Origin of the sequence: Aeromonas sp. YN13HZO-058, from assembly GCF_001921245.1 — a bacterium.
In the GTDB taxonomy this organism is placed as follows: Bacteria; Pseudomonadota; Gammaproteobacteria; order Enterobacterales; family Aeromonadaceae; genus Aeromonas; species Aeromonas allosaccharophila.
Genome location: NZ_MQSY01000069.1, coordinates 79,014 through 92,999, shown reverse-complemented (window position 1 = coordinate 92,999; position 13,986 = coordinate 79,014). Strand labels below are relative to the sequence as shown.

Annotated in this window: 11 protein-coding genes; 1 reads left to right on the top strand and 10 read right to left on the bottom strand. The window is 57.0% G+C overall.

Features of this window, described 5'->3' with window-relative positions; all coding sequences use genetic code 11:
• Positions 1 to 28: 28 nt before the first annotated feature.
• The 8 genes from BSP75_RS18535 to tapM all read right to left on the bottom strand — a co-directional run bounded on the left by BSP75_RS18535 (position 29) and on the right by tapM (position 8,395).
• The gene (locus tag BSP75_RS18535; protein ID WP_075114184.1) at positions 29 to 1,609 is read right to left on the bottom strand and encodes an SPOR domain-containing protein; all 1,581 of its coding nucleotides are present in this window, start codon (positions 1,607 to 1,609) and stop codon (positions 29 to 31) included.
• Complete coding sequence (aroB, locus tag BSP75_RS18530; protein ID WP_075114183.1) at positions 1,599 to 2,681, bottom strand: 3-dehydroquinate synthase; 1,083 nt, start codon at positions 2,679 to 2,681, stop codon at positions 1,599 to 1,601. The genes BSP75_RS18535 and aroB overlap by 11 nt, the downstream gene beginning before the upstream one ends.
• 14 nt (positions 2,682 to 2,695) lie before the next feature.
• Positions 2,696 to 3,214: a shikimate kinase AroK gene (gene aroK, locus BSP75_RS18525; RefSeq protein ID WP_005335014.1), complete on the bottom strand. Its 519-nt coding sequence runs from the start codon at positions 3,212 to 3,214 to the stop codon at positions 2,696 to 2,698.
• Between the two features lie 191 nt (positions 3,215 to 3,405).
• Entirely contained in the window at positions 3,406 to 5,625 is a 2,220-nt protein-coding gene (locus BSP75_RS18520; protein WP_075114182.1) for a type IV pilus secretin PilQ family protein, read from the bottom strand.
• Between the two features lie 16 nt (positions 5,626 to 5,641).
• Positions 5,642 to 6,175 (bottom strand): pilus assembly protein PilP, encoded by a 534-nt coding sequence (locus tag BSP75_RS18515; RefSeq protein ID WP_075114181.1) that lies wholly within the window; start codon positions 6,173 to 6,175, stop codon positions 5,642 to 5,644.
• Entirely contained in the window at positions 6,172 to 6,771 is a 600-nt protein-coding gene (tapO, locus tag BSP75_RS18510) for a PilO family type IV pilus biogenesis protein TapO (RefSeq protein ID WP_075114180.1), read from the bottom strand. Before tapO ends, BSP75_RS18515 begins: the two co-directional genes overlap by 4 nt.
• On the bottom strand, positions 6,768 to 7,346 hold the full coding sequence (gene tapN, locus BSP75_RS18505) for a PilN family type IV pilus biogenesis protein TapN (RefSeq protein WP_075114179.1): 579 nt from the start codon (positions 7,344 to 7,346) through the stop codon (positions 6,768 to 6,770). The genes tapO and tapN overlap by 4 nt, the downstream gene beginning before the upstream one ends.
• Positions 7,334 to 8,395, bottom strand: a complete 1,062-nt coding sequence (gene tapM / locus BSP75_RS18500) for a PilM family type IVa pilus assembly protein TapM (RefSeq protein ID WP_058054266.1) — start codon at positions 8,393 to 8,395, stop codon at positions 7,334 to 7,336. The genes tapN and tapM overlap by 13 nt, the downstream gene beginning before the upstream one ends.
• A gap of 299 nt (positions 8,396 to 8,694) precedes the next feature.
• Between tapM and BSP75_RS18495 the strand changes: the two genes are divergently transcribed.
• On the top strand, positions 8,695 to 11,166 hold the full coding sequence (locus BSP75_RS18495) for a PBP1A family penicillin-binding protein (protein WP_075114178.1): 2,472 nt from the start codon (positions 8,695 to 8,697) through the stop codon (positions 11,164 to 11,166).
• A gap of 49 nt (positions 11,167 to 11,215) precedes the next feature.
• On the opposite strand, the gene oxyR is transcribed toward BSP75_RS18495, so the two are convergent.
• Together oxyR and BSP75_RS18485 are read right to left on the bottom strand one after the other, a co-directional pair.
• Positions 11,216 to 12,115: a DNA-binding transcriptional regulator OxyR gene (oxyR, locus tag BSP75_RS18490; protein WP_043822299.1), complete on the bottom strand. Its 900-nt coding sequence runs from the start codon at positions 12,113 to 12,115 to the stop codon at positions 11,216 to 11,218.
• A gap of 156 nt (positions 12,116 to 12,271) precedes the next feature.
• Positions 12,272 to 13,912, bottom strand: a complete 1,641-nt coding sequence (locus tag BSP75_RS18485; RefSeq protein WP_075114177.1) for a methyl-accepting chemotaxis protein — start codon at positions 13,910 to 13,912, stop codon at positions 12,272 to 12,274.
• Between the last annotated feature and the right edge of the window lie 74 nt (positions 13,913 to 13,986).

Genomic DNA, 13,986 nt, shown 5'->3' with positions numbered 1-13,986 from the left:
GATTCTACCCCCTTATCCGGTATCAAGGCTATTGCTTCAGCTCTTTTTGTACCTGTGCAAACGACTTGGGCCAGGGCTGACCTTTCAGCAAGGCGGGCGAGAGCTTGCGAATGGCACTCTTGGCCTGGGTCAGACCGGCATAATCCCCTTGCAGCACCACGTACCAGGGGCTGCCACGGAACTTGGTCTGATAGACCCATACCTTGCCCGCCAGACCATGCTCGGCGACAAACTGATCCACCGCCTTGGTGTTGCTCGCCCCCATCAGCTGAACGCTGTAATGGTTGCGCGGCTTCTTGTTCAAGGTGGCGACCGGTGTCAGGGCTACCTTGGGTGCAGGCGCGGCAACCGGCTCGCTGCTGGCGGTGTTGGTGGTAGCCGCAGGCGTTGCGGTTGTCACCGGGCTCTGTGCCTTGCTGGTGCTGGCTGGCGCTGTGGTTGCGATGGCGCCACTGGTGGTTGCGCCGTTCGGGGTCTTACCGGTCAGCTCGTCCACCACGTCAGTAGGCAGTGCGCCGCTTACCTTGGGTTCGGTCATCAGCTTTTGCACCACCTCGTCAGAGATCACCACCCGACGCCCTTCGTAATTAGTCGATTCGGTGGTCACGGTTTCGCTCTCCACCGATTTGGGCAGCACTTTTGCTTCCGGCTGCCAATCCTTCACCACCCCGTTGGGATTGCTGGCGGCATTGCTGTCTTGTGCGCCTTGTGCAGCGGCATCGGTATTCGAACCGCCTGCGGTGAGGGGATCGCCTCCCGCTACCGGGATCGGCAATGCAGTGTTCTGCACAGGATCCTGCAGCGCAGGTTTGCTTTCATTGTCAAACAGCGCAGGCAGCAGGTAGCTCATCGCCAGCAGGCCGCCAGCGACCAGCGCGATAGCGGTGGCAATCTTCTTGACAGGCAACTCCGCCTGACGCTTCTTGGGCCTTCTGTCGGTCATGATATCCTCCAGTAACTGCATGATGGTGGACGGATGTCCGTTCGCCGTTTTCAGGATCTCCTCCACTTGCGGCTTGGGCAAGAGGGTCGCCGGGATCTTGAGCTCTTTGGCTTTCTCATACAAGAAGATGCGCTGCTCGGGCGGGCTCAGTGGCGGCACTTCCAGCTCAAGGGCTGGCATGGCGCGCCCTTTGAGCTGCAGTCGTTGGGTACGACACCAGACGTCACTGCCCGAGACGATAATGGCCAGCTGATGGGGCGCCGCCAGGGTATCGTTATGACGGATAATCGCCCACAATTCTCCCAGCAGCTCGGCCGGTAACTGGTCGGCCCGCTCGATCATCAGCAGCAGGGTGGCAGGCTTGCTCCCCTCCAGCATGCGAAAGAAGCTCTCTGCCAGCGCATCCTGTGGATTGAACAGCGGCCGCGCCACCACCTGTGGCAGCAACAGCTGTCGCACATCCACCATCTTCATGGCAGGCGTGCCGATCAGGCTCACCACCCGCACTTTTTCCGGCAACACGCCGAGCAGGGATTCGCACAGGGTACCGCGACCACAACCGGGTTTACCGGAGAGAAAAACGAAAGGATGATTAAATTCAATCAGATGCAGCAGCCGGTCAACCAGCTGCCGCTGGGAAGGTAGTTTTAGCAGTTTATTTGTCACGACCAGACTCGATCACCGCCAGCAACTCAGCATCGGACACATCCCCTACCACCTGCGCATGGCCGATGCCAACCGGCAACACTAGGCGCAGCTTGCCTTCCAGCACCTTCTTGTCACGGCGCATATGGCGAATAAAGGCGGAAAAATCCATCTCGGCAGGAGCATGAATGGGCAAATTGGCGGCCAGCAGTAGGGCGCGCACGCGTTCAACGTCCGCTTCGCTCATCTCGCCACGGGCCTGCGCAGTACAGGCAGCCAGCATGGTGCCAGCTGATACCGCCTCACCGTGCAGCCAGTTACCATAACCCTGCTCGGCCTCGATGGCATGACCAAAGGTGTGGCCCAGATTGAGCAGCGCACGGACGCCGTGCTCGGTCTCATCCTGACCGACCACATCGGCTTTGATCTCGCAGCAGCGTTTGATGGCGTAGGCCAACGCGGTGGGTTCCAGCTGTTGCAGACGCACCATGTTCTGCTCCAGCCAGCTGAAGAAATCAGCATCCCAAATGATGCCGTACTTGATCACCTCGGCCATCCCTGCGGCAAATTCGCGGGCAGGCAAGGTACTCAGACATTCGGTATCGATAACAACCTGTTTGGGCTGATAAAAAGCCCCAATCATGTTCTTGCCGAGGGGGTGGTTGACAGCGGTTTTCCCGCCGACAGAGGAGTCAACCTGGGAGAGCAGGGTGGTCGGGATCTGGATAAAAGGAATGCCACGTTGATAGCTTGCTGCCGCAAAGCCCACCAGATCCCCGATCACGCCGCCCCCCAGAGCGATCAGTGTCGTATCGCGCCCATGGTTGGTTTCAAGCAGAGCAGACATGATCTGCTCAAAGGTCGCCAGGTTCTTGTATGCCTCGCCATCAGGCAGGATCAGGTGTTCAACCTGAAAACCCGACAGCAGGGCCGTTACCCGTTCAAGATAGAGCGGAGCAACGACCGTGTTGGTCACTATCATCACCCGCTTGCCCTTGATGGTCGATACCAGCGCCTCGGGGCGCTGCAACAACCCGGCAGCTATCTCGATGGGATAGCTGCGTTCACCCAGTTCGACCTTCAACCGTTCCATGGACGTCCTCTAGATTACATACCGATCAGCTTTACAATTTGATTGGCAACGATTTTTGCGCTCTGGTCATCGGTATGCACAACAAAGTCGGCAACCTCTTCGTACAGGGCATTGCGCTCTTGTGCCAGACGTTCCAGCACTTCGCGTGCCGGTTCTTCGGTCTGTAGCAGAGGGCGGCGTTTGTCTCGCTGTGTGCGCGCCAGCTGCTTTTCAATAGTGGTTTCGAGGTAGACCACGATGCCACGAGCAGACAACTTGTTGCGGGTTTCGCGACTCTTGATGGCACCGCCACCCGTCGCCAGCACGATACCCTGCTGCTCTGACAATTCGCCGATAACCTTCTCTTCGCGAATCCGGAAACCTTCTTCGCCTTCAACATCGAACACCCAGCCGATATCAGCACCACTGCGGCGCTCAATCTCATGATCTGAGTCGAAAAACTCCATATGCAGTTGTTCTGCCAGATGTCTACCTATGGTGCTCTTGCCCGCACCCATGGGACCTATCAGGAAAATATTGCGTTTCTCAGCCATGTCTTTTCGTTAGTAATTACAAACTGTACGACCCCGATGAATACTGGATCGGGGTACCTATGAACCTTATCTTGCGATGGATCAGGAGGGGGATTATCTCAATAGATATCGGGACTGGCAACCGCAGCCCTTACGCCCCAGCCTCATTGGGGCGTAAGGTTATATGTGTTTTACCCTTACATGTAAAGCATTCAGAAGGCGTCGGTGACAATCTTGGGCGTCACAAAAATCAGCAATTCCCGCTTTTTGTTCTCGCTGGTGGTCTTGCGGAACAAGGCCCCCAATCCGGGAATATCACCAAGCAGCGGCACCTTGGTCACATCGCTCTTGATGGTCTGCTGATAGATACCGCCGAGCACCAGGGTCTCGCCGTTGTTCACCAGCACCTGAGTGGTGATGGACTGGGCGTTGATGGAGACCGCATCACCGGTACCGGTCGGTACCGTTTCACCCTTGGTATCCTGAGTCACGGTCAGATCGAGAATAACCCGGTTGTCAGGGGTGATCTGCGGGGTCACCTTCAAGCTCAATACAGCCTTCTTGAAGGTGACCGAGGTGGCCCCGCTGGAAGAGGACTCCACATAGGGGATCTCGGTACCCTGCTCTATCAACGCCGGTTTCTGGTTCGCCGTGGTCACCCGCGGACTGGCGATAATCTCGGCCTTGCTCTCTTTTTCAAGCGCCGACAACTCGAGATCCAGCAGGGTGCCATCGGCCAGACGGGCCACCTGGAAGGCCAAAGTACCGGCCGCATTGGTCACCGGCAGGTTAACGTTCATCCGGTCATCTACGGAAGGCTTGGTATTTGTACCTGTTCCGTTACCAGAGCCATCATTCCCCTCGATGGAGCCGGACGTGCTGTTGCCATGACCATCGTTCTTGGTTACCCCCCAACGCACCCCGAGCGCTTCATCAAAACCGTCATCAATGGTCACCATCCGCGCCTCGATCACCACCTGCTTGACCGGAATATCGAGGATATCGAGCATCCGCTTGATGCTGCTGATGACATCGGCGGTATCCTTGACCACCAACACGTTGGTACGCTCATCCACGCTCACCGCACCACGGGGTGACAGCAACTTGGTACTTTCTGAAGAGAGCAGGGCCGCCACTTCCGACGCCTTGGCATAGTTGATCTGCAGATATTCGGTATAGAGCTGTGCCAAATCAGCAACCTGATTGCGGCTCTCCAGTTGCTGTTTCTCGCGGGCTGCAATTTCCTCTGCCGGTGCCACCAGCAGAATGTTGTTGTCCAGTCGTTTGTCCAGCCCCCGTACCTTCAGAATGATGTCGAGCGCCTGCTCCCATGGCACCCCATCCAGACGCAACGTAATATTGCCCGCCACCGAATCTGTGGTCACCAGGTTGAGATTGTTGAAGTCAGCGATGAGCTGCAGCACGGTACGAACAGGAATGTCCTGGAAGTTCAATGAGATGGGTTTACCCTGATACTGCTTGGATGCAGTGGCAGTCGTCCGCTTTTTCACCTCGATAATGAAGAGCTTGTCAGCCTGATCGTAACGATAATCAAACTGGCCATTGATCGACAGCTCAAACAGGGTATCGCTCCCCTGCCGGGATACTTCAACCTGAGAGACCGGCGTTGCAAAATCCTGCACATTGATCAGATTAAGCAAGCCATCCGGCACCCGAGTACCATGGAACTTGGCCAGAACAGTCTGGCCGCGACTGCTCACATCGACGGCGGCCGAGCTGTTATCCAGCGTGACCAGAAATTCCCCCTGACCATCCTTGCCACGACGAAAATCCACACCGGTAACCGAATTGAAATAGGCGCCGCCCCCACTGCTCTGATAGTTGTTGAGCACCGGCTTGCTGGCGGGCTGTGCTGCTACAGGCGCTGTCACGGGCGTAACAGGCATCGACCGGGCAACGACCTGAGGATTGAGCAGAGCCGAGGAGGAGGTTGCGGCTACCATCGCAGAGGGTGCTGACACCGGAGTAGCCGAGGTAGCGGGTGCAATCAGGGCGCTCTCACCATTGATGAGCCCGGAGGACGCCCCCTCACCCAATGACACCAGCAATTTGTTACCCTGTTGCTGTACCTGATAGGGAGCCAGCTGATCGAGCGCGATCTTGATATCCAGACCGGCGCCCTTGCCTTCCACCTTGATATTATCCACTCCCTGGCGCTGGATAGGCAGCGGGTTGACCTTGAGCGCCCCCACCGCACCGGGAACATGCAACAGCAGTTGATTGGGTTGATAAGAGAGACGATCAGTAAAGCCGGTGACCGGCTCACTGAAACTGAGTTCCACCAGCAGTTGATCAGCAAGCAGAGGATTAACCTTGATCTCCTGCAGGGTTGCCACTGCCCACGCCTGACTGACGGCGCTGGCGCAAAACAGCAAAGCCACTTTGGTTACACGCTCGATTGTTGTTCTCATTGCTGTTCGTCCCTGATTATTGTTTTTCTTGCACATTGGCCATCGCCAACTGGGTTTCTCTTGTTACCCAGCACCCCTTCCCGTCCGGAATGGTTTCCAGCAAGTCCACTGCAGTGTCGGTGATCTTGATGACCCGCCCCTGATCAAGCCCCATATACTGGTTGAGACCAACCCGCATCGATTTGCCATCCGGGGTACTGATCAGGGCCCATAACTGCCCCGCCTTTCCCAAAGAGCCATGCATCGACAGACTGGCCAGCGAATAATTTTCCAGCACCTCTTTCTCCCGTTCCATCAAGGTCTGAGCACAATCCGGCTGAACCTTGGCACTGCTGGTACTTCCGACCGCCGCCTCGGGCTGGGGAATCATAAAGGGGCTACGCAACTCCCGCTGCTGGTAATGCATGGGGGCAAAAGGTTTCAGCTCAGGCAAGGGCTCGATAGGTACGGGAGGCCTTGCCTTGGTCTCGGCGACATAGCTATCCATGTCCTCCTGGCCACCACACGCCGCCAGCAAGAGGGCAGGTAACAACCAGTAGATGCGTCTCATTGTTTCGACTCCACTGTTTTACCGTTGTACTTGTAGGTCTTGGCCAGCATCGACATCGAAATCAGATCTCCTGCATCCTTGCTCTGACCCAGGGTGAAGGAGTCGAGGATGACAATGCGGGGCAAGGCAGCCATATCAGCCGTGAACTTGCCAATTTCATGGTAAGTGCCCACGACTTCGATACGCATCGGAAGCTCGGTCGAAAACTCGTGCTTGAGTTCGGGTTCCCAGTTTATCCGGTTCAATTTCAGGCCATTGTCAGTAGCAATAAAACTGATATCGTCCAGCAGACCGGCGACCTCATGGGTATTGGGCAACTGCTTGAGCTGGGTATCAACCAATTGCTCAAGCTGGACCATTTGCGCCTTGTATGCCCCCAGGTTGGCAGCCAGCATCGCCTTACTTTCAAACTGGGCTTTCAGCTCGGTCTCCTTCCCCGCTTCCTGGGTCAAATTGGTCAGGGAATTGGCAATCACGTAGTAATAGATGGCACCACCGGTCAACACACAGCAGAAAAGGATGAAGATCCCTTTTGCCCATTTTGGCCAGCTGGCTATGTCATTGATATCCAGCTCGTTGAGTTGCTGAAGGTTCATTTTTGCTCCTTGGCCGCATTCCCGGCAGCAGCAGCATTGTTGGCAATCAGGAACATCATGGAAAACTGGCTCAATGACACGGGCGCAACATCAGCTGCAAAAATAGTGCTTATCTTTGACTGGCCCAACCAACCGGAACCATCAATCCGCCGCATCATGCTGGCCACCCGGCCATAGGCTTCGGTCTTGCCGTTTACATCAATAATATTGTTCTGCATCGCGAGGGTATTGAGGTACACCCCGTTGGGCACCAGTGAAGGCAGCTGGTTGAAGAGGCGAACGGGCACATTGCGGCGCATCTGTAATTGTTCGATAAGCTGCATCCGATCGATCAGCTCCTTGCGACGCTCCTTGAGCAGACGGATCTCCCCCAGTTGGGCATCCAGAATGGTCATCTCCTGAACCAGTCGCTGATTGCGTTGCTGCTGGGCGACGATTTGGCGATCGACCAGCCAGTTGGCAAAAAATCCCAGTGCGACCGTGACCAGCACAAAAATCCCCAGCAAGGCCCCGAACTGTTTCTTTTGGCGCAGGGCTCGAGCTTCACGCCAGGGCAGAAGGTTTATATTTGACATGGTGTGAAACTCCTCAGAGCCAACCCGAATGCCGTCATATATTTAGCGCCATGTACCAGCTCGGCCTCCCCTTTCGGTTTGCCAAACAAGACAAACAGATCCGGGTGCAGCACTTCGCAATTGACCTCTTCTTTTACCTGTACCAACAAACCCGGCAGCAAACTGCCTCCTCCTGTCAGCACCAGTTTTGCGATGTCGCGATAACCGGACGAACTGCAAAAGAGCTGAATATTGCGCCGCACCTGCTGCAGCAGCGAGTTGATGTGAGGCATCAGCACATCCAGCTCGTGGTCAACAGGCAAGGTACCTTTGGTTTTGGCCTGTTCCGCCTCATCCAGCGTCATGCCGTAAAAAGAGGAAAGCGCCTGACTGTACTGATCACCGCCAAAGTTCTGCAAACGGGAGTAGACCACCTCCCCCTTGACCAGCGCGGCAAAGGTCATGGCGCTGGCACCGATGTCGATCACCCCGATCGGTCGTTCACTCTCTTGCAGCTCGGGCAGACAGGCCACTACAGCACGCCCCAGCGCATGGGCGCCCACATCCACCACCTTGACGGCAATACCTGCTTCGGCAAGGGCGCTGACCCGACCGTTGACACTCTCGGTACGGGCGGCGCTCAGCAGAACATCCTGACGATCTTCGCTATTGCCGGTGCCCAGCACCTCAAAATCGAGGCTCACTTCATCGAGGGGGAAGGGAATGATCTGCTCGGCCTCCAGCTGAACCTGATTCTCCAGCTCCTTGTCGCTGAGGCGAGCATCAATCTGGATCACCTTGGTGATCACGTTGGAACCGGTCACTGCGGTAGCGGCATAGTCACTATGACTTGGAATAAGGCGCTTGAGGGTCTTGAGAGATTGGCTGACGCGCTCGATATCCTGCAGTTGATAATCGACCAGCGTCCCTTTCGGGGTAGGGATATCGGCAACAGACTCCAGATGCAGCTTGCCGGGACGGCCACTGAGGGTAACGGCCTTGATGGTCTGGCTGCCGAAATCAATACCCACCAGAGGGAGGAGGGAACCCTTATTAAATAGCCCAAACATATACACATCCATGCGTTATTTGGTGTTATTCCTGAACTGAGTGTAGGACACCCAATCAGAGGAGTGCTTGACTCATCCTAAATGCTCTAACTATCAATGTCATAAAGTTTATACCGAAAAGTGACCCATCTCGCTTTCTTCATGACAAGTGACCCTCCTTGGTTATTGCTCCCCGTAGTGCTAACCTCTCGCATCCTTTGAGGCAGGTGGCTCGCCACAGGAAAACCTCGAATTCCCGATGGCAAAAGGGCTATACTCTGCGCCCGTTGGCTAATTTTAAGACGATTGGTAGTTCTTCCATGCTGAAATGGCTCGTTCGCCTGTTTATTGTCATGATGCTGGGTGCTGTGCTGGGTGTTGCCAGCCTCATCGGTATCTACTTCTATATCAAACCCCAACTGCCCGATGTCACCGCATTGCGTGACGTCAAGCTGGCAACCCCGATGCGGGTTTACAGCCGGGATGGGGAATTGATCGCCCAATATGGCGAAATTCGTCGCATTCCGTTGCGTCTGGACGAAATTCCGCAACCCATGATCGATGCCGTGCTGGCGACCGAAGATGCCCGTTTCTATGAGCACCCGGGTATTGACCCGATTGGCATCATTCGCGCCGCATCGGTGTGGGCTGTCTCCGGCCATGCCCGTCAGGGGGCCAGTACCATCACCCAGCAGGTTGCCCGTAACTTCTTCCTGAGCAATGAGAAGACCATCATCCGCAAGGTCAAGGAGGTCTTCCTGGCCTGGCGGATCGAGCAGAATCTCTCAAAAGACGAGATCCTCGAGCTCTATCTCAACAAGATCCCCCTCGGTTATCGCTCCTTCGGGGTCGGTGCTGCGGCGCAGGTTTACTTTGGTAAAGAGGTCAAGGATCTGGGACTGGACGAGATCGCCATCATTGCCGGTCTGCCAAAAGCCCCGTCCATGCTCAACCCCATCCGCTCCCCCGAGCGGGCCTTTGCGCGCCGCAACGTCGTGCTGGGCCGGATGCTGGAAACCGGCAAGATCACCCAGGCCCAGTTTGACGAAGCCTCCAGGATGCCGATCAAGGCCCGTTACCACGGTGCCGAAGTGACCCTGCACGCCCCCTATCTGGGTGAAATGGTTCGCCAGAAGATGGTCGAGCAGTTTGGTGAAGATGCCTACACCATGGGCCTGCATGTCTACACCACCGTCTCTGCCGAACGTCAGCGGGCGGCCAGACAGGCGCTGCTGGATGGCGTCTTTGCCTATGACATGCGCCACGGCTATCGCGGCCCGACGGCGCAGTTGTGGAAAGCGGGTGAAACCAGCTGGGATTACGAACAGATCGTCGCGCACCTTGGCAAGCAGCCCACTTATGATCCGCTGATGGCGGCGGTCGTGACCAAACTTGGTGACCGCAGCGCAACGCTGGTGCTGAAAAATGGCAAGGAAGCGGAACTGGGCTGGAACGGCATCAAATGGGCTCGCTCATTTATTACCGACGACCGTCAGAGCTACGCCCCGAAATCGGCGCGTGATGTGCTGAAAGTCGGTGCCCAGATCTGGGTACGGGAAGAGGGCGAAGAGCTGCTGCTGGCCCAGATCCCGGATGTGAACGCCGCACTGGTTGCCATGAACCCGAAAAATGGCGCGCTGGAAGCACTGGTAGGTGGTTTCAGCTTCGAGCTCTCCAAATTCAACCGGGTCGATCAGGCGCGTCGCCAGATCGGTTCCAACATCAAGCCTTTCCTCTATGCCACCGCGCTGGAGCATGGCTATACCCTGGCATCGCTCATCAACGATGCACCTATCAACCAGTGGGATCCGTCAAAAGGGCCCATGTGGCAGCCCAAGAACTCCCCGGCTGTCTATGATGGCCCCACCCCGCTGCGTCTGGGTCTGGCCAAGTCCAAGAACGTGATGTCGGTTCGACTGATGCGCGCCATCGGTCTGGATACCTATATCGACGGTCTGACCCGCTTTGGCTTCCCGCGCGACTTTATCTCTCCCCATGAGTCGCTGGCGCTCGGTGCTGCCGAATTCACCCCCCTCGAGGTGGTTCGTGGTTACTCGGTGCTGGCCAACGGTGGCTTCCTGGTAACCCCTTACTTCATCGATAAAGTGACCGACAGCCTGGAGAACACCCTCTATCAGGCCAATCCTGCCATCGCTTGCACCAGCTGCGAACAGCAGGCCGCGCCCGAGCAGAGCACACTGCCGGAGCCAACTGTTGATGGAGCAGCGCAAGATGGCACGCAGACCCCTCTCGCGCCGACCATAGCCCCGCATACCATCAGTGCCCAGAGCGCGTTCCTGATCACCGACACCCTGAGCACTGCAATCTGGGGTGGCAACGGCTGGCGTGGTACTGGCTGGCGTGCAGCCCGCGACCTGAAACGTCACGACATCTCCGGTAAAACCGGTACCACCAACGAATCGCGGGATGCCTGGTTCTCCGGCTACACCCCGGATATCGTCGCCACCTCCTGGATCGGTTTTGACAACCACCAGCGTGGCCTTGGCCGTGCCGAGTTTGGCGGTGGTGCCGCGCAGCCTATCTGGATCGACTTTATGAAAGTCGCCCTGAAAAAACTGCCCGAGAACAAGATGCCGGTTCCCGAAGGGATCATGACGGTGAAGATTGACAGCGAAACCGGTCTGCTGGCGACCGGTGGCGGCACCGACGAATACTTCAAGGAAGGTACCGAGCCGACCCGCTACGCAGCACCGAGCTCGGATGGTAATCAGGTCTACGGCGGTGACAACCCCGCAGTGGAAGGGCCTGTCTCTACCGACGATATCTTCTAAGCCGCTCTCGCGGCAGAAGCAAAACCGGCAGCCAGGGCTGCCGGTTTTTTTATTGGGCCAACTGCTTGGTCATCAGCGTGGCTATCGAGGCGGCCAGCTCGTTGAAACAGGGGCGACGCACCGAGTAGTGGCGATAGAGCAGCGAGATGGTGCGTCCCGGCACCGGGTCGACCACCGGTCGATAGCTGACCCCCCCCTCATCATGATCGGCAGGTACGGCCAGCTTTGGCACCAGGGTCATGCCGCTACCGGCGGCCACCATGTTGCGCAGGGTCTCCAGACTGGTGCCCTTGAACCGCTGATCCTCGCCGATCCCGCCGGCAAAACAGAATCCCATCGCCTGATCCCGCAAGCAGTGACCATCGGCCAGCATCAGCAACTTCTTGCCCTTGAGATTGCCAAGCGGCACCTGCCTGGCCTGTGCTTCGGGGTGATGGCAAGGCACCGCCAGCCACATCGGCTCATGATAGAGCTGGATTGAGCCAAATCCCTCCATCCCCGGCATCTCGGCCAGAATGACGCAATCCAGCTCCCCCTCTTCCAGCCGCTTGAGCAGGCTTTGGGTCTGCTCCTCGTAGAGGTAGAACTCCAGCTGGGGAAAACGCTCACGCAGGGTCTGGATAATGCGGGGCAACAGGTAGGGGCCCACGGTCGGAATAAAACCGATATGGATCTCCCCGGACATCGGCTCGGAGAAGTGCTGACCGATGCTCTTGAGCTCGCGTACCTCCTTGAGCACCCGACGCGCCTGATGGGCCATGGCATCGCCAGCAGGGGTAAACAGTACCTTGCGCGAGGTACGTTCGATCAGAATGACCCCGAGTTCATCCTCCAGCTTGCGCAGCTGACCGCTCAGGGTGGGTTGACTGACAAAGCAGCGTTCGGCGGCTTTGCGAAAATGTTTTTCCTCATCCAGCGCCACCAGATATTCGAGATCGCGAAGATTCATACAGCAAGAGTCCTGCCTGGAAAATGGGCCATCAGCATGCACAATATCGTCCGGCGGGACAAGTCATCCGCTCACAGTGAGCCTCTCTGGCTGCAGCGCAAAAATAGAAAGCCCGATCACCTCGCGGCAATCGGGCTTGTTTGACTCGACAATGGATTACACCCTGAAACGGCGCACCATATCCTGCAGCTGGGTAGCCAGATGGTTCAGCTCGTTGCACGCCTGAGCCATCTGAGTGGCACCGGCAGCCACCTCTTCGGAAGCATGGCTGATATTGACCACGTTGCGGTTGAGCTCCTCGCTCACAGCCCCCTGCTCTTCGGTGGCTGTCGCAATCTGGATGTTCATGTGGGAGATGCTGCTGACCGAGCCACTGATCTGGGAGATGGACTCGCCAGCTTCCCGCGCGGTAGACACCGTGGTGTTCATCAGCTCCTGACTCTGTTGCATGGTACTGCCCGCCTGCTCGGCACGCTGCTGCAACTCGGCAATGATGGTGTTGATCTGGGAGGTGGAGTCCTGAGTGCGCTTGGCCAGCGTACGCACCTCATCGGCCACCACCGCAAAGCCCCGACCCTGTTCACCGGCACGGGCCGCTTCGATGGCGGCGTTGAGCGCCAGCAGGTTGGTCTGCTCGGCAATACCGCGGATCACCTCCAGCACCATACCGATATTGCGGCTGTCATCACCCAGCTGGCGGATCACCGCTGCGGTGCTCTCGATGGCACCGGCAACCCGTTCAATCCGCTGAATGGAGTCATTCACCGTCTTGGCACCCAGCTCTGCTGTCTCGCTGGCCGAAGTGGCGGCACTGGCGGCATCACTGGTATTGCGAGAGACCTCCTGAACCGTGGCCTGCATCTCGTTCATCGCCGTCGCCAGCTGATTCAGCTCATGTTGCTGGGCACTCATGTTGGTGGCTGACTGGCGCGCCACCGAGCTCATCTCTTCAGTGGCAGAACTCAATTGCACCACTGAGCCCGAGACTTCACTCACCAGGGTACGCAGATTGGTCTGCATCTCGCCAAACCCTTTGGCGAGGGTCCCCAGCTCATCGTTATTGAACTGCTGCATATCGATGCGGGAGGTGAGATCGCCGGAGGAGACTCGGCGAGTCTGTTCCAGCAACGCCAGCACCGGGTTGCGGATCTGGCCGGTCAACAGCCAGGCGATCACCACCACAAAGCCCAGCGTCACCAGACTGACGATAATGCTCATGGTTCTGGAATTGCTATACATGGCTGTAATGTCTTTCACCATCTCATCGGCAATCTCATTATTGATTTCCCGCAGGCGATAAGACTTGGCCCCCACCTCTTCCAACGCAGCGCGGGTCTCGTTCTTGCGCAAACTTTTGACGCGATCCAGATCACCAGTAGCAAAGGCACTTAACAACTGGTCATGCACTGCAAAATACTTGGCCCCCGCCGCAACCACCTGCTCATAAACCTGCTTCTCTTCGGCAGTACTAAATTCCAATGCACCATATTTCTGGGCTGCCTGCTCAAACTCCTGCTTGGCCTTGTTGAAGGTTAGAGCTCGTTCACTCACCTCCTGATCATCCTTGTTAAGGCCACCAATTACCTGGGCCAGCTCTGAACGGCGCGCATCCAGCACGGCGACATGCATCTGACTCGCCAGACGAGTAGAAGGCAACAAATTGCCAGTAATGGTCTCGGTATCACTATGGAGCTTTGCTAACTGGCTGATGGAGAACCAGGCCAAGCCAAGCACCAGCAAGGCCAGAATGGCAAATCCGGCACTCAGTTTCTGGCCGATAGACATGTTTTTGAACATATGAGGGCTTCCTTGAAATGAGTCTGCACTCCCGCAAATCCCCCGGGAATGGTCATATAGAGCATAGCCTGCAC

Excerpts from the sequence above, each read along its gene's own strand:
- oxyR (WP_043822299.1), bottom strand. The coding sequence starts at position 12,115 with ATGAATCTTCGCGATCTCGAATATCTGGTGGCGCTGGATGAGGAAAAA.
- aroB (WP_075114183.1), bottom strand. The coding sequence starts at position 2,681 with ATGGAACGGTTGAAGGTCGAACTGGGTGAACGCAGCTATCCCATCGAG.
- BSP75_RS18495 (WP_075114178.1), top strand. The coding sequence starts at position 8,695 with ATGCTGAAATGGCTCGTTCGCCTGTTTATTGTCATGATGCTGGGTGCT.
- BSP75_RS18515 (WP_075114181.1), bottom strand. The coding sequence starts at position 6,175 with ATGAGACGCATCTACTGGTTGTTACCTGCCCTCTTGCTGGCGGCGTGT.
- tapM (WP_058054266.1), bottom strand. The coding sequence starts at position 8,395 with ATGTTTGGGCTATTTAATAAGGGTTCCCTCCTCCCTCTGGTGGGTATT.
- BSP75_RS18520 (WP_075114182.1), bottom strand. The coding sequence starts at position 5,625 with ATGAGAACAACAATCGAGCGTGTAACCAAAGTGGCTTTGCTGTTTTGC.
- aroK (WP_005335014.1), bottom strand. The coding sequence starts at position 3,214 with ATGGCTGAGAAACGCAATATTTTCCTGATAGGTCCCATGGGTGCGGGC.
- BSP75_RS18485 (WP_075114177.1), bottom strand. The coding sequence starts at position 13,912 with ATGTTCAAAAACATGTCTATCGGCCAGAAACTGAGTGCCGGATTTGCC.
- tapO (WP_075114180.1), bottom strand. The coding sequence starts at position 6,771 with ATGAACCTTCAGCAACTCAACGAGCTGGATATCAATGACATAGCCAGC.
- tapN (WP_075114179.1), bottom strand. The coding sequence starts at position 7,346 with ATGTCAAATATAAACCTTCTGCCCTGGCGTGAAGCTCGAGCCCTGCGC.